Source organism: Microbacterium lacus, from assembly GCF_002812805.1.
Taxonomy (GTDB): domain Bacteria; phylum Actinomycetota; class Actinomycetes; order Actinomycetales; family Microbacteriaceae; genus Microbacterium; species Microbacterium lacus_A.
This window is the reverse complement of record NZ_NMUM01000041.1, coordinates 1-15589: the sequence shown is the minus strand read 5'-3', so window position 1 is coordinate 15589 and position 15589 is coordinate 1. Positions and strand designations below refer to the sequence as shown.

Below are 15589 nucleotides of genomic sequence, written 5' to 3'. Positions count from 1 at the left end.
GGGTGCGTCTCGTAGCTTGGTGTCAATTCCTGCGGGGTTCTCGTCGTCGTTGACGTAGGAGGGCCATCGTGGGATGACCAGTTGTTTCCGCCAAGAAGCAAAGAAGAGATCCCACGATGACCCAGAATCAGTCTGCCTTGACGACCCTGATCGCAGAAGTCCTCGCCGATCCTGACCTCGCCCATTCCGACGTGTTCCGTCGGATGCTGCAGGCGGGGCTGCAGGACCTTGTTGACGCGGAAGCGACCGCGAAGATCGGCGCGGCCCGTTACGAACGCACGGCGGAGCGCACCACGCGTCGCAACGGTGCTCGCGCGAAGACGCTCGCCACGCCCGCGGGGGAGGTCGACATTCAGATTCCGAAGCTGCGGGAGGGGTCGTTCTTCCCGAGCCTGCTCAGCCCACGCCGCCGTGTCGACAAGGCGCTCTACGCGGTGATCTGCCAGGCCTGGATCGACGGAGTCTCCACCCGCAAGGTCGACCAGCTCGTCCGCGCGCTGGGCAACGACACCGGCATCAGCCGGTCCACCGTCTCCCGCATCTGCTCCGAGATCGATGAGGTGGTGCACGAGTTTCTGCACCGCCGGCTCGATCACACCTGGTTCCCGTACCTGTTCCTGGACGCCACCTACCTCGACGTGCGCCACCGTGGCCGGGTTCTCTCCCAAGCCCTCATCGTCGCGACCGGGGTCAGCGGCGACGGCCGTCGGGAGATCCTCGGGATGGCTCTCGGCGACGCGGAGACGACGGACTTCTGGACCGAGTTCCTCCGCTCCCTCCGCGACCGCGGTCTGAAAGTCTCCACCGACACAGACCCGCTCGGCGTGACCCTCGTCACGTCCGACGCTCACGCCGGCATCAAAGCCGCCGTCAAAGCGATCCTCCCCGGATCGGGCTGGCAGAGATGCCGCGTCCACTTCGCTCGTAACGTCACCCAGAAGCTCGGATCGGCACGCTCCAAGCCCGTCAACGCGCTGATCTCGACGATCTTCGCGCAGACCACCCCCGAGGCCGTGATCGCCCAGTATCACCAGGTCTCCACGTCCCTCCGCGGGTCGTTCCCGGAGATCGCAGACATGCTCAATGCTGCCGAAGCAGACCTCACCGGATTCGCGCCGCTCCCGCGTGAGCATTGGCAGAAGGTCTGGTCCAACAACCCGATCGAGCGCCTCAACCGTGAGATCAAACGCCGCGCCGACGTCGTGCAGATCTTCCCCGACCGCGACTCCGTCACCCGCCTCATCGGCGCCGTCCTGCAGGAGCAGCACGAGGAATGGCAATACGGTGAACGCCGCTACCTCTCCGACATCTCCATGCGCAAACTCGTCCACACACTCCAAGACCACGCCGAGCCTGAGCGCCCCGACCTGTTCCTCACCGCCTGACCCTCACCCATCAAGGAAGCAGCCGGATTGACACCACAACACGGGACTTGACCCTGCCCGCGCCGTGCTCCTGTCCCCACCTGTCAGCGAATCGTAAGCAACTTGCGCGACCATGCAGGCCAGCGTGAACCTGGGTGACTCAGAATGCGCCGGAACGGTGTCCAAGACGCAAGCGGCGACATGGAACGGTTATCACATCGCAAGGACCAACGGCGGCTACCAGGTCGGATCTACGTTCTCGCAGGGAGGAAAGCATGTGAAGAAGCGATTGATCGTCCTCGCATCAGCGGCGGGTGTCGCCGGGGTGATCGCCGTTGGTGGCGCCGCCGCATACGGTGGTGCTTTCAACCCCGCCTCCAACCCTGAGGCAAACGCACCCGCAGAACCGGTTACTCAAGAGTCGTACGACGCGGCATATGCGACTTTTCGCGACTGCATGAAGGACGCAGGCGCTTCCCTTTTTTCGGAGCGCACCGTGGGTGTCGTTCACGAGTACTCCTACTGGGAAGGCGACAAATCGGCCCATGACCGGTGCTACGTGGACTTCGCCCCAGTGGACTTCCGATGGCAGGTGGCGAACTCCTACGATTCCCCGACCTACGTGAGCCTGCGGGAATGCCTCACGGATCTTGGCGTAGAGCCGGGTAAGGATGTCGAGACAGTCTGGGAGCAGGTACAGGCTGCGGACATAGATGTCGTGGAGTGCACCTTGGGCCCCGGTTTGGGCTAGCGACCTCCCGGTCTGATTGCTGATCACGGCCATCCGCCCCTACGGGGGCGGCGTGCGTGTCTATATGCAGTATCGGCGCAACGTCCGCCTTGTCCAGATACACTCTGACCGGTTCCTACATCGGGCAAGAAACCACTGCGGAATAAGTTCGCCGACTACGGCAATCATCCGATGGATGGGCACAGATCTTCCACGACCGCCCAGATCAGGTGCGAGCGGCTCATAATCGAGGGCTGAGGCCATAGGTCTTGACACCGCGCCGCCACGTCCGGCATTCATTGTTTCCACATGAGGCTTCGCTGTGTGTCAGATGGGCGTGAGGAACGAATCGGCGACAACTTAACCTGTCACCAGTTCATTCCTTGCGCCCGCGTGCCGGCAGACGCAACCGTGACGGCGTCTATCTGGAACGGTGTGCGACACAGGCGGTGGTTCGGCCGAACTTCTCTGCGAGCGGAGCGAAGTCGTCGATGAGCGGGTCCATCCGGTGCGGTCGTGGCATGGCTGCTCCTATGCTCATCGTGCGGCGCTGGGGTCGAGTCAACCCTGCTAGGTTGCCGGGATGAGAGCGTCCACCAAAAATTCTGCTCGTGCTTTCCTCGGTGTTGCTTTTGGCCGGTTGTGGGGCTTCCACACTCCCGGAGTTCGAGGCCGAGCAGACCAACCGCGACTTGATCGCCGATGCATCGACTTGGGCGCCGGAGATTAACCCCGACAGCACTCGCTATGTGGGCGAAGTCGAGGGCGCAGAGCTGTACCTTGCTCGCGGGGAAGGAAAGACATGCTTGGTCCACATCCGCGACCAGGAATGGGAGCAGATGGGCTGCGGAGCTGGCGGGGGTTTCGGCGCCGAGCTCGATAGCGGCACCCTGATCGAAGTGGGCACCTACAAGTTCCCGGAGGATAGGGTCGGTGGCGAAGAGCGGACGAAACTTAGCGAAAGCGTCTACGTCATCTCGAACCCATGACCTGCCGCATTCGCGAGCTCCTCCCGCGTCATCCCCTTGGGCGTCGCGAACTGCCTCGCTAGACGACCGGCTTACGAACTCACACGCTTCGCCGTTTGGAGACCTTCGTGAGCCCCGTGCTTAGGTTCCGGGGCTGCCCGTCCACCTTGCACTACAACGAGGCGTAGTACTTCTGGTACGCAAGAAGCTTCGAGTGCAACTCAAACCCGGCATCGCCGAGCTCGTCCGTCATCGCTGTGTGATGCTTGTACGCGTCCTGAGACACGAAATGGGCAAGCCTCGTGCTGTAGTGATCGCCGTCAGCTGAAGCCACCCGCAAGAACTTCGTGCGCCACGCTTGCGCGGTCTCCGCTAGATTGCCGAGGTGCCGCTCCAGTTGCGGGTCATGCACCGTTCGCGTCATGGGCAGTTCGGAGAGTTCATCAATCAACCGAACCGGTCCTCGCGGGATCTGGTACGGGAAGAACGAGCCCAATGTGGTCAATAGTTCCGGATCCGACGCATAGCGAAATAGCTGTTCGGCGACGGACCTGTCGATCTCACTGAGCGCTGCGCGAGGAGTCGGTGGGCCCGCTGATTCTAGATCTCTCAGTGCACCCCTCGCCTGTTCCGCCGCATTAGTTGCCGCTTCGGCATTCTGGGCTTCAATAGCCGCCGTTTGCTCAGCGACCTTGGCGACCTCAGTCACAGCTGCGAGGCGCGCGATTAGCAACACAATGGCGACAATGAGAACCACAATCGCTGCCCACAGAGACCAGACGGCGTTCTCGTTGATCCAACTGCCGATCTGCAGAATCCCGAAGATGATCGTCAGGACCGTTGCCAACGCGCCGGCGACGACTACGAGCGGCCGAAAGACGAACCTCCGGGGCGTCGATGTCATGCGCCGAGACTATCGGGGCATGGATCCAGCGCGTCTGCTTTCGCTATCAATAGCCAGCCCGGCAAAAACGGATGTCACTCACCTCATCCCGCGCTCATTGCCTGCTCGGCGGGTAAGGACCTTCGGTGGCGACACCCGAGTATCCCGCGTCGCTCGCCGCCACTCCGGCACGCTCCGCGACCGGCTGGCGGGCGCCAAGCCCGAGTGATGTCGAGCATTCTCTGTAGCTTGAGGAGATGACAAACGCTGTCACATCAGAGTGGAGCATTGTGCTTTCGCAGCCTCGGACACGAGCGGGCTCATTGGCCCGATCAGTCGTTCCGGAGCTTCCCGGTGTCTACGCGTGGTTCCGAGACGACGAGTGCGTATATCTGGGTAAAGCCTCGAGTGTCGACGACGCTCGAAAAGTAGGCCATTGCGACGTGTGAAAACGAGGCCACCTGGTTGTCGTTCGGTCAGTCTGCCGGATCTTGGGTTCTGATGCTCGGAAGGCTGTTGATCCCGCGTCCGCGGAGCCGGTAGCTGGCGCCCTTGAGGGTGAGGACGTCGGCGTGGTGGACGATGCGGTCGATCATCGCGGCGGCGACTGCTTGGTCTCCGAAGACGCCGCCCCAGCCCGAGAACGGCAGGTTGCTGGTGAGGATGAGCGAGGCGTGTTCGTAGCGGCTCGAGACGAGTTGGAAGAACAGGTTCGCGGCGTCTTGCTCGAACGGGAGGTAGCCGACTTCGTCGACGATGATCAGCCCGTAACGTCGCAGCCGTGCGAGCTCGCGAGGCAGGTTCCCTTGCCGGTGGGCGTCAGTGAGGCGGGTGACCCAGTCCGTCGCCGTTGCGAACAGCACCCGGTGACCGTGCCGGGCGGCGACGATCCCGAGCGCGGTCGCGAGGTGCGTCTTCCCGGTTCCGGGCGGGCCGAGGAGCACCACGTTCTGCGCTTCGAGGAGGAAGCCTCCCGATGCGAGCCCGGCGATCTGCTGCCGGGTCGCGGGTTGGACGTCCCAGTCGAAGTCCTCGAGCGTTTTCCGCGCGGGAAACCCGGCCGCTTTGATCCGCAACTCCGCGCCCGACGCGTTGCGGGCGCTCACTTCGCGTTCGAGGACGGCAGCGAGGTAATCCTCGAACGACCAGCCCGCATCACGAGCTTGGTCAGCCATCCGACTGGCGGCTTCGGTGATCCGGGGAGCTTTCAGCGCGCCGGCGAGGTAGGTGATCTGCTTGACCGACTCGGTCGGCTTCGCGGTGACCATCAGGCGACTCCTTCGATCCCGAACGCCCGGTCGTAGTCCGCGAGATCCCTCGTGAGGTCATCGCCGACGGCGGTCGGTCGCGGCTGCTGGAACTGCTGCCGCAACCGTTTCGCCGTCTCGACATGCGTGGGGTCGGTGACGGTGCTCCCGCGCGCCCAGACGCGGGCGTGGTCAGCGACGATCCGCCCGTCGAGCCGAACCCGAACCCGGTCGAGATCGGCGGTGACGTCGACGAGCCGTCCGATGACTTGCGGGTCGACGGAGTAATCGGACGCGTCGAGGCGGACGTAGTAGTCGCGCCCCAGCCTTACTCGCTCTCGCCAACCGAGTTGCAACGGGATCGGGGGCAACGGCAGCATCCGGGACCGGTCGTGCTCGATCAGATCGACCGGGCGGGCCTTGATCGTCCGCACGACCCTGCTGTTCGCTCTCTCGAGCCAGTCTGCGAGTTGAGCGTTGAAGTCCGCCGGTGAAGTGAACGTGCGGCCGGGCATGAACGAGGTCTCGAACCAGCCGTTGCGGCGCTCGACGATCCCCTTCGACTCCGGATCGTAGGGGCGCAGCTGGACGACCTTGGTGGCGAGGGTGCCGGCGAACGCGGCGACGCCTTGTGCGAGCCGACCCTTCTGCCCGATGCCGGGCTCGTTGTCCCAGATCAGCCTGCGCGGGACACGGCCGAGTTGCTGGATCAGCTCCCACGACCCGAGCAGCAGATCTTCCGTCTTGCGCGTTGGGATCATCTTCGCCGTCACGAAGCGTGAGTGCGCGGCGACGATCACCAACACGGGCAGCAGCACGCTCGTGCCGTCCTCGAGCGGGATCTTCGCCGGTGGGAACCAGAGATCGCATTGGGCCGCATCACCAGCAGCCCAGCTGAGCCGGTCAGCGGGGTCAACCGGGCGATGCTCCGGCCGCAACCGACGCACGTTCTCCCGGAACCAGGTGATCGACCCCGACCATTCGACCCGCTCCGCGATCACCGTCGCCGGCATCTCCGGATGCTCCGCCAGCAACGCTCGCACTTGCGCCTCGAACGGCGTGAACGACGTCTCCTGCGCCGGCCGCTCATACTTCGGCGGCCGATCCGACGCCAATGCTCTATCGACCGTTGACCTGCCGATACCCAGTTGCCTCGCGACCTGACGCTGCGGAACTCCATCCGCGACGAGCCGCCGAATCAATGCCCAATCCTCCACCGAGATCACCCACCCAATCTGTCTGGGTGGCCTCGTTTTCGCCCGTCGCTATGGCCTCGTTTTCAACCGTCGCCGACACTCGAGCCTGCGGTCGCGCCTCCGCTCGCACCTCGCCACATCTCTGGACCTGAGTCGGAGCACGCTGCGCTCCTGGGTCGCGGTCCGGGAACTCGGGCTCACGCGCGAGTACACACGTCGGCGCCCGACCGTCATGACGCCCGAGCAGGTTGCCGTTCTCACCGAGTGGATCCAAGGCTGCGACCTCTCATGGGTCACCACCACTACGAAAGAGGAGGGAGCTTTGCTCGAAGCACGTCTTCTCTCGGCGTGGCGTCCGCCGATCAACATGGCGTAGACGGACGCGCCGCAGTCACTGAGGGACCGAGTCGCTGACGGGGTCTAGGAGCCGTGTTCCGCTCTCACCCACGACTCGGGAATGCCAGCGTTCCATTCGTGGTCAGGTGGCAGTCCGACCCGTTGCGCGATCGCGAGGTCATGGTAGTTCGCAGGCAGAAGAACCGGGCAACGGCTCTGATCAGCTTCAAGCAGATCCCATCGATCCTCGTAGGCAGCAAAGGTTCGCAGCAGAACGCGGGAACGCTCCACCGGCGCGTTGCGCTTTCCTGGCGGCGCGTCGGGATGCGTGAGCCAATTCATGTGCTCGATCCATGCCGCGGCCGCAACATGGATGCGCGGCACAACAAAGTTGCGCGGGCGCTCGCGTAGGTCATGAGGAATGGCGACCATGACGAAGTACTCGCGGTCGTGAAGGCTCGGCTCCTGAGATTTCGAACCCAATGGCCAGCTGATCGAATCCATGCGGGCGCCGCGAGCGGTCTTCACCTGAATCTCAACGAGGCGTCGTTCCGCGCCTTCCGCGAGCACTGCAAGGATGTCGGTGCGTTCGAGTCCATCGCGTGTGAGCGCGGGTGCCCAGCCGCGGCGAGCGAGCTCGGAGGCAACATGATGCTCGCCGATCGTCTTCGTCTGCTTTGTGTCGACCATTGTCTGAATGGTATCGATGCGACTAGACATCGCACGCGCGCGGCCGGGCACGGCGCGCCGCGTCTCTTTTGAAGCCCCGCTCGGTGAAGGACCGGCCTGCGGGCGTGAAGTCGACCGCGTCGCGGAGGCGGAGCGCAACTTTCCGCATGAACGCGGGGCGGGTGTGGTTCGCTGGTCAGGTGCCTGCTGAACCGCACCCTTCGAGCGACTCGGACCAGTCGGAGACGAGTCCTGACGAGCCGACCAGCGCGGCCGCGGACGACGCTCAAGAGGATTCTTCTCACGAACTCGGTGACAAGCAGTCCGACGACGAGTCGGGCGATCCTCCACGGAGGACGCGTACCGTCTTGACGATCCTCGACGACGACGGCCAGCCGCCGGGATCGAAAGAGCTGACGGGCCTGAATGACGCGTTCCCGACCATGCCCACGGGCCGCATCTTCTCCGACGACTTCATGCGGACAATCAGCTCTGCGATCGCCCCGCACTTTGAGGGACTGCGGCTGGGCGACTCGGCGTCCAAGCTCATCGACCAGGCCTTCTCCACGGGCCTCTTCAACATGGAGTGGATAAACGCGGCAGGCCTTGCGCAGCATTCGTTCATCCCGCCCGGACTGAGTGAGGCCAGCACGCGAATGCTGACGTCGGCGATGAACGCGACCGAGTGGATGAAAGACGTCCCCGGACTCGCCGGCACAGGTTCCGCCATGCGTGGCTTCAACACGAACGTCCCCGGACTGACCGGCGTGGGTTCGCCCATACGTGGCCTGTTCACGGACTCTCAGCTCGAGGCGATGATGCCGGCGTTCAAACTGCCGGACCTGGGATCCCTTATCCAACTTCCGCCGTTCATCTTCGACTTCGACTTCAGCGGGTTCGCTAACGCACTGAAGCTGCGGCGCGTCACCCCCAACTGGTTGGACGTCGCTGCCGACCCTGATGCGATCGAAGCTCAGATCCACGCCGTGCTCGCGGATGGCATCCCGCTCGGCTGGGTGCCCGGCGCAACCGTCATCGACAAGCTGCTGCAGGCCGCGGATGGTCCGGCCCGCCGCCGGGTGATCAGCAACAACTGGCGTGGCATCCTCAACGACTGCGAGGACGTCGCCAGCGCGCTCCCGTCACGTCGAGCGCTGTTCCTCGCCGACATGATCCGGCGGGCGATCGCAGCATTGCGCGACCAGCACACTGAGGCGGCGCAAGCATTGGCTACGAACGTGCTCGACACCGTGATCTCGCAGTTCCGGGTGCCCAAACTGAACCTCGACAAGGGCGCGATCCTGAACCCGGATCAGAAGAAGAAGTTGGCCGCTCACGGGTGGCGTTACGCGTTCTCGCTCCTCCCGGCTCACGCGACGATGACCGGGAAATACGGGGTTGATCATCGCGGCACCGCATTCCATCGCAACGTCACGGCTCATGCCGCGACCCGCCGACAGTACAACCGCATCAACGCAGTCATCGCGATCATGCTTGCGTCATCGGTGCTCGCCTGCGCGGTTACGGATACGCCGACGTTCGACTGACCCTGAACCGCGTTTGTCCTGCTCATCGGCCGCGTGTACGCGCAGGCCCTCATCGGCGTTAGTAACGCCGATGCCAGTGACCCCGGCACCCACGCACCGCCGACCGTGCGCTCAGGGACGGACTCATGAAGCAGTCGTCGTCCTCCCGTCGCGCCTTCGAGTCAATGTCACCTCGGATTGCAGTCGAGTAGATCCGTCGAGACGTATCTCGCGAAGCTCACGACTCGACCCGCTGAGGCACATAGAGAGACCGCCCCGCTACTGTCAAAGTCGTGAGCGGCAAGAAGACGAAAGAGAAGCGGCGGGCACTTCGCGAGCGCCCCGCGGTTCTGGTCAACGCAGCATTCGCGAAGGCGAGCGCTCAGCGAGTGCTGACAGCAGACATGTCGGCCGTACCCGCCACGCGAGCGACCATCTTCATCGTCGGATGGCTTCGGAACATTTTCGAGCAGTCGCGCACCATCGCCGTACTTGCTGAGGCGGGGTTGTCGCACACCGCGGCTTCGAACCGGCGCTCGTTCGCCGAAACGATAGTCCGCCTCCAGTGGCTTCACGACATGCCGAAAGAGGAGCGTGTGAAGGCTATCGACGCGATGCTTGACCACGAGGTCGAGCTGACGAAGAAGGCATTCGACCATATACGTGAGATGGGCTACGACAGCTCAGTCGACCTGTCGGAGATGGATGAGATGGTGACCGATGCCGCGCAGGGTGAGGTCAAGAATCAGGCCCGCCAGTTCCTCGCGGCGGCGAAGTCCACCCAAGGACAGAGCGTCGGCCTGTTCTATGCCTGGCGAGAGGAGTCTCAGTATTCGCATGCATCGGGCGCCCTCGCTGCCGCGTACGCGAACCCCCAGCACGGACGGATCGGACCGACCGGACAGCCGCCGGTCGCCGACCCTGACCTCGAAGCGCACCGTCTTGCCACTTTCCTAGCCGTGTTCCTTGTCGGCCGACTGCTGATTGACGAGGGCGTCGCAGACGAGCTTGCACAGGCAGCCGCCACCGCATTCTTCAACGCGTACTGATTACATTTGGCTGGCTCGCCGAGCAGAGTTGCGCAGGACGCCGGGCCGCCGCGCGGTCAGCGACCGTCTTGCGATGAGGTCAGCGCTTCCGCCCGTCAAGAGCTAGTTGCCAGTTTGAGCCCGCGCACGAATGCTTGTGCGGACATCGGCCGTTCGGATTCCTAGCGCGACGAGTTGCGGTCGCATCTGCTGAAATTGGATCCGAGGAACAGCATGGTCTCGGGGGGCTGGTATCCGCCTGTAACCCCCTTCGGTCCCACCGAGGCCGACGGCACCGAAGGGGACCGTGAGTCACGCGCACGCCAGGTGCGCGTGACTCCTACTTCTTGCGGGTGCCGTACGGGCTCTGGTTGGTCGGCTTCAGCGAAACGCCGAGATCAGACGCGTGGGACTGAACGGCATCCGGCGTGCGACCGAGGTGAAGGCCGATGACGCGCGTGGGAGTGTTCCCCGCAGCCTCGCGGCGCAGTTGTGCGTTGTCGGCGGCGGTCCAGGGCTTGTTGTGGTTCTTCGGATCGGGCATGGTGCTGGCTCCTTACTGGTGACCTCGATCAACCGCGCCCCATAGAATCGTTGGTGTTCTTCCGGAACTCTCGACCCTGTGGCGGCACGACCGCTGCGGGGTCGTTTCGTTTGTCTCGGTTGAGACGAGCCGAGCATAGCGCATGCATGCGCAATTGGTGGAGAGAACTGAAGTTTTGGCGTGTCGCCATCGCCAAAGTTGCTAGCCGAGGTGTAGCTTTTTTGATGTCGGCAGGGCGTCGGCGCAACCAAGGGGGTCTCGCGTGGCTACACATCCGGATTGGCTTACCGAGCTGCTGGGGCCTCGCACGGTCGATGTCGTGGCCCGAATTCCGGATGGTCTGCACACCGCCAACGAGCGGGCGAAGGACGCACAGACCGCCAGCCGGCTTCGTCAACTGAACCCGTATGGCAACTCGTTGTGGCTCACCGTTCACGAAGAGATGGTCGCGGCTGCAGCCGCGGCGGGAGAGTTCGCGGCATACCGCCCCGAGGGCGCGTCGTACGACATCCCGGTCGTCAATGACACAGCCATCTATGCATATCGCCAGGACTCCCGGGTCAAGGAGAGCCTGGACAGCGCGGCAATGGAACCCCGCCGGATCCGTGATGCATTGGTTGCGCTGTCGAATCGGATGCCTCGCGCTCAGGTACTCGAGTTCGGTGCCGGTGAAGAAGAGGGCTGGGGAACCTCCGCGCCGGTGTGGCCGCGTCGCGCACTCCTCGTTCCCTTCGTCGCGAACGCCGACTCGGGGGTCCTCGGGGCAGGCCTCGGCCAGGGCCGACTCCGCGCAGACGGGTTCGTGGAATGGGTCCATTTCGTTCCTCTGGACCTCGATCTTTACCGGGCGGCACCGCAGCGCCTCCGCGAAGTCGACGCAGAACCTCGCTTCGACACCGGCATGATCCCAGTGCCTTCCATGTCTCCGCGGCGTCGAAAGGCGATTTCCCCGGTAGATGAGAACGAGATCGCGAGTGCGCGGGAAGCCGCGAAAGTTGTCTCTAATGACTAGTCCCACCGAACCTCGTACCGCCGACGTCGCGGCACTGTTCGACGCAGGCAGGCTCCGTCAAGCGCGGCGGCTCGCGGTGATGACGAAGCAGGCCCTGGCATCTCAAGTGGGGGTCTCGGCCGCTGCGGTTGGCCAGTGGGAAGCGGGAGTGAATGCTCCCCGTCCGAATGTGCTGGAAGCCGTAGCACGCGTTCTCGATGTTCCGGTCCCGTTTTTCGCGACAGGTCGGCCACGCGCTGTTCTCGACAGCTCCGACGCGCACTTCAAGTCTCTACGTGCTACGACGGTGGGGCAGCGAAGTAAGGCACTCGCCTACACGGAGCAGGTATGGGAGTTGACTCACGCGCTCGAACGCTGGGTGCAGTTCCCTGACATCAATCTCCCCACCCCCCGATCTGTTGACGGGCCTCTTGGCCGGGCCGCGTTGCGTGAAGCGGCAGAGGGCTTGCGTGAGCAATGGGGGATCCGTCTAGAAGAGCCGTTTCCGCACTTGACTCGTACTGCAGAAGCCAACGGCATCGTCATCGTCTTCGCCTCCTTCGCCGATGACGCCGAGGTCAAACGAATAAGCGCGTTTTCCACAAGCAAGCTTTCCCGGCCGCTTGTCGTCACGCCCCCGGACCGCATTGATGACGTCTACCGCCACCGCTTCAACCTGGCGCATGAGCTCGGTCATTTCGCTCTCCACCAGGACGAGGTGCACGGGGAGATCGAGATCGAACGGGAAGCCGACGCGTTTGCCGGCGAGTTGCTTCTTCCTGAGCGCGCGATGCGCGCAGCGTTGAGGCCGAAAATCGAATGGGACTACGTCGCGCACCTGAGTCAGAAATGGGGAGTCGAGATGAAAGCGATTGTGTACCGCTCCCGCCAGCTCGGCTTGCTCTCCGACGCCTCCGCGCGGCGTGCATACCAGCGGCTGGAGATGATGAAGAGCGCGGGTCTTGTGAAGTCCTCGCCGACAGCGAGGTACGAAGGTGAGACGCCTGTTCTGCTCAAACGGGCCTTCGACTACGCGCGGTCCGAAGGTGTCACCGTGACGGATCTCGCGCATGAACTTGGCTGGCGGGAGTCCACTGTTGAGCGGCTTCTTGGCAATGGCGACCGGCGCCCTCACCTGCGCCCACTTCTCTGACCGCGGTCAGTAGGCCGGCGCAGGCATTGGGGAGAGCGAAGCAGGCCAAGAAGCAGCGCCGTCAGCAGCGGGATCAGCTTCGGGACGTAGAGTTCTGGCACGGCGGTGCTGGCGATCTTCGTGCCGGCGGCTGGCTGCTTGCACCGAACATCACGCGGGATCCGAGAAGCGTGTCAACCCGCCTCATCGAGCTCTCGTGAGGTTAGTCCAAGCTCGCGCATGAGCGCGCGGGCGGCGGAACACGGACCGACGATTCGTGCCCAAGGGTTCGGTGCGAGCGCAGGGTTGGCCTCGCCGTGGCGGCGGCATGTGGGTCCTTCACGTCCCGATCGGACCGATCCGGAAGGCCTTGCCAAGAGGGATTTACGCCGGCCTCACGGGCGGCTCGGGAATAGGCTCCGGCGCCCATGCGTTGCACATAATGGGCGTGGCGCACGCCCTACTCCGATGTCTCGGTCCGCGCACCGACACAGACGACGACAAGGTCCACGGGATCGCGCTGTATCCAATTCTCAGTTGTCTTCGATTTCCCTCGTCGATTGCTGCGCGGAGCACATCGACGAAAGGTTGAGATCGTGACTACCCACCACAGCCGCAAGGCGCAGGTTCGCGCGTTCGCGGACCTGAACTCCATCAGCTACACCACCGCGTTCCGTCAGTTCGACGCGACCTCCGGACGCCCGTTGTATGCGGACCCGACACTGGCTCTGCCCGGACGTGAGGAACGCGAACGCGCGTGGGCTGCGGACCACGGGCTCAGTGTGGGCACGCGTGACTCGTGCTTCCACATGCTCGCGAGCGACAGCGGCCTCGTCGGCCGCTTCCACAAGTACGAGTCACGGGCATGTCTGTTCCGAGAGCCCACCCACGTGAGGGATCACGGCCGGGCCTACAACGTCAGGCCAGCTGGAGGGCGCTCTCGACTCGCCGTCGTCACCTTCGCTCCCTACTCGTCTTGGGACTACGACAAGCTCCAGGCTGAGGTCCGAAGCACCGCCGAAGAGTACGACTTGCGCTTCCGCATCGGCATGAGCGGTGATCAGACGTACGGGCTCTCGACAGTGCCGGTCGTCCTGTGGAACCCGCGGGTACTCGACCTGAGCTGAGGTTCCAGGACTTTCACCGCAGGGCGCTCACGCGGGTGCGTTCGAAGGTGGAGCCGCTCGGCGATTCCACAGTTCGTGCGCCTGGGAGATCATCTTGTGGGCGACGTCGAGGTGATTCCAGATGGCGACGGCGCTAGGTTCGACGTGCGCGATGGGTTGGTCCCGAACGTCCACGCCGATAAATTGCATGTCGGCCAGCAGGTTTATAGTGGACGGTTCGGCGTGCGCGATAGAGCTCGCCGTCGACCAATACCAGTAAGTCAGCGCGGGAGACAGCTCGTCCACATATTGACCCGCCTCGATCACCAGATTCCCCGGGGTGATGGCTTTGCGGACAGTGCGCGCATCGAGCCCAGCCTGTGACGCCATTTGGGTGAGATCCTCGAGCTGGCCGGCGACGAAGTCTTCCTGCGCCTGCAGGCCCGTGTCGTCGTCGGCGAGCTCGGCGTACTTGATAGTGAGCTTGCGGGAGTGGGTCAGTTCCCCAAACCGTAAGCGAAGGGAGTGGGTGATTCGCTCATCGCTGCTGTCCGGACCGAGCACCCACAGCGCGGCGGCCGCGGTCTCGTAGAGGGCGCGTATCATCACAAACTCCGCGGATTGAAGCGCTCCAGGTTTTGTGCCGCTCCTATGCGGGTTGCGGCTCTCGGTTGAGGGTCGCGTAATGGGCTTGCTCGAACTCGGCGGGTGGGACGTAGCCGAGGCTCGAGTGAAGCCTACGAGTGTTGTACCAGTTGACCCAGCCGGCGGTCGCGAATTCGACGTCTGCGATGGTCCGATACGGCCCGTCGTGGAACACGGTCGTGCGGATGCACTCGGCCTTGTAGAGCCCGTTGATCGTCTCCATCAGCGCGTTATCGAACGCGTCGCCGACGGACCCGATCGAGGGTGCGATGCCATCGAGCGCCAGCTTCTCGGTGTAGGCCAGCGAGACGTATTGAGACCCGGCGTCCGAATGTGCCCGCAGCTGCTCGGGCTGGACCGGGTGCCCATCACGCGCTCGTTCCCAGAGGGCCATGCGCAGCGGGATCATCACCAGCTCGACGTGCTTGGTGGTCTGTGCGTGCCAGGCCACGATGCGTTGCGAGTAGACATCGACGATGAAGGCGACGTAGACCCAGCCCGCCCAGGTGCGGCAATAGGTGAAGTCCATCACCCAGGTGTGATCCGGCCGGGGCGCGGTGAAGTCGCGGTTCAGCAGGTCGCCGGCACGGACCCCGTCCTTGGCGGGGATCGTAGTGCGGGTGCCCTTGTCGCGACGGATTCCCGACAGCCCGAGCGAGCGCATGGCCCGGTCGACCGCGCCTCGCGACGCGCCGGGGATCGACGTGCGGCGGATCAGCGCGGTCATCTTCCGCCGCCCGTAGAGGCCCTCGGGAGTCAGCACGCGACGCATCGTCCCGTTGCGTTCGACAATGGTCCATGCCGCGGCGCGGACAGCGTCCTGGACCTGCGCGTCCGTGATCGTCCGCACTGCGACGATGCCTTGCCGGTGGGCTCGGTAGGTGCGCGCGGCGATCTTCACGCCCTGCGCTTGCAGGACCCGGATGATCGACTCGACCGCGTGACCTTCGGCTCTCATCGTGTCAATGAAGCCCAGCATCAACGGTTGCGGGGGTCGAGTTCCCCCGCGAAGAAAGTCGTCGCAGCTCTCAGGATCGCGACATCCTCCCGCAGACGACTGTTCTCGGCCTTGAGCCGCTTGATCTCGGCATGCTCGACGCTGGTGATCCCGTCGCGGGTGCCGTCGTCGATATCGGCTTGCAGCACCCACCGGCGCACCGACTCGTGGCCCACGCCGACCTGGCGGGCAACGGCCGCTGACGCGGCCGTCAACGAGGGATACTC

The 15589-nt window shown here is 64.1% G+C and carries 15 protein-coding genes; 8 read left to right on the top strand and 7 right to left on the bottom strand.

The window, feature by feature from the left end; all coding sequences use genetic code 11:
* Positions 1-116: 116 nt before the first annotated feature.
* From CGU34_RS14735 to CGU34_RS14725, 3 genes are all read left to right on the top strand, one after another.
* Complete coding sequence (locus CGU34_RS14735; RefSeq protein ID WP_100809674.1) at positions 117-1385, top strand: IS256 family transposase; 1269 nt, start codon at positions 117-119, stop codon at positions 1383-1385.
* 157 nt (positions 1386-1542) lie between these two features.
* Positions 1543-2115, top strand: coding sequence for a hypothetical protein (locus tag CGU34_RS14730; protein ID WP_157811342.1), 573 nt, complete (start codon positions 1543-1545; stop codon positions 2113-2115).
* 590 nt (positions 2116-2705) lie between these two features.
* Positions 2706-3083, top strand: a complete 378-nt coding sequence (locus CGU34_RS14725) for a hypothetical protein (protein WP_100812223.1) — start codon at positions 2706-2708, stop codon at positions 3081-3083.
* 151 nt (positions 3084-3234) lie between these two features.
* Here the strand turns inward: CGU34_RS14725 and CGU34_RS14720 are convergent, their stop codons facing one another.
* The 4 genes from CGU34_RS14720 to CGU34_RS14705 form a co-directional block, all read right to left on the bottom strand.
* The gene (locus tag CGU34_RS14720) at positions 3235-3966 is read right to left on the bottom strand and encodes a hypothetical protein (RefSeq protein WP_100812224.1); all 732 of its coding nucleotides are present in this window, start codon (positions 3964-3966) and stop codon (positions 3235-3237) included.
* 455 nt (positions 3967-4421) lie between these two features.
* Positions 4422-5213 carry an IS21-like element helper ATPase IstB gene (gene istB, locus CGU34_RS14715; protein ID WP_100812225.1) on the bottom strand — a complete coding sequence of 264 codons (792 nt, stop codon included), beginning with the start codon at positions 5211-5213 and terminating at the stop codon, positions 4422-4424.
* Complete coding sequence (gene istA, locus CGU34_RS14710) at positions 5213-6418, bottom strand: IS21 family transposase (protein ID WP_100812226.1); 1206 nt, start codon at positions 6416-6418, stop codon at positions 5213-5215. The genes istB and istA overlap by 1 nt, the downstream gene beginning before the upstream one ends.
* Before the next feature lie 390 nt (positions 6419-6808).
* Positions 6809-7414, bottom strand: coding sequence for a hypothetical protein (locus CGU34_RS14705; protein WP_100812227.1), 606 nt, complete (start codon positions 7412-7414; stop codon positions 6809-6811).
* Between the two features lie 179 nt (positions 7415-7593).
* On the opposite strand from CGU34_RS14705, the gene CGU34_RS14700 reads away from it, so the two are divergent.
* Both CGU34_RS14700 and CGU34_RS14695 read left to right on the top strand, forming a co-directional pair.
* Complete coding sequence (locus tag CGU34_RS14700) at positions 7594-8940, top strand: hypothetical protein (RefSeq protein ID WP_157811341.1); 1347 nt, start codon at positions 7594-7596, stop codon at positions 8938-8940.
* Positions 8941-9212: 272 nt separating this feature from the next.
* Positions 9213-9968, top strand: coding sequence for a DUF5677 domain-containing protein (locus tag CGU34_RS14695; protein ID WP_100812229.1), 756 nt, complete (start codon positions 9213-9215; stop codon positions 9966-9968).
* Positions 9969-10287: 319 nt separating this feature from the next.
* On the opposite strand, the gene CGU34_RS14690 is transcribed toward CGU34_RS14695, so the two are convergent.
* Positions 10288-10491 carry a hypothetical protein gene (locus tag CGU34_RS14690; RefSeq protein ID WP_100812230.1) on the bottom strand — a complete coding sequence of 68 codons (204 nt, stop codon included), beginning with the start codon at positions 10489-10491 and terminating at the stop codon, positions 10288-10290.
* 262 nt (positions 10492-10753) lie between these two features.
* Here CGU34_RS14690 and CGU34_RS14685 point away from each other — a divergent pair, with 262 nt between their 5' ends.
* The 3 genes from CGU34_RS14685 (at position 10754) to CGU34_RS14675 (ending at position 13741) form a co-directional block, all read left to right on the top strand.
* A complete protein-coding gene (locus tag CGU34_RS14685; RefSeq protein ID WP_100814541.1) occupies positions 10754-11503 on the top strand; it encodes a hypothetical protein in 750 nt (249 codons plus the stop codon).
* Positions 11496-12635: an XRE family transcriptional regulator gene (locus CGU34_RS14680; RefSeq protein WP_100812232.1), complete on the top strand. Its 1140-nt coding sequence runs from the start codon at positions 11496-11498 to the stop codon at positions 12633-12635. The genes CGU34_RS14685 and CGU34_RS14680 overlap by 8 nt, the downstream gene beginning before the upstream one ends.
* 575 nt (positions 12636-13210) lie before the next feature.
* A complete protein-coding gene (locus tag CGU34_RS14675) occupies positions 13211-13741 on the top strand; it encodes a hypothetical protein (RefSeq protein ID WP_100812233.1) in 531 nt (176 codons plus the stop codon).
* A gap of 27 nt (positions 13742-13768) precedes the next feature.
* On the opposite strand, the gene CGU34_RS14670 is transcribed toward CGU34_RS14675, so the two are convergent.
* Positions 13769-14326, bottom strand: a complete 558-nt coding sequence (locus CGU34_RS14670) for a hypothetical protein (RefSeq protein WP_100814540.1) — start codon at positions 14324-14326, stop codon at positions 13769-13771.
* A 43-nt stretch (positions 14327-14369) separates the two neighbouring features.
* Positions 14370-15589, bottom strand: a protein-coding gene (locus CGU34_RS14665; RefSeq protein WP_100813494.1) for an IS3 family transposase whose coding sequence is annotated in 2 segments (ribosomal slippage) — positions 14370-15382 and positions 15382-15589 — 1221 coding nt annotated over the 2 segments. Because the reading frame shifts where the segments join, the coding sequence is not laid out codon by codon here. This gene is flagged as partial in the annotation.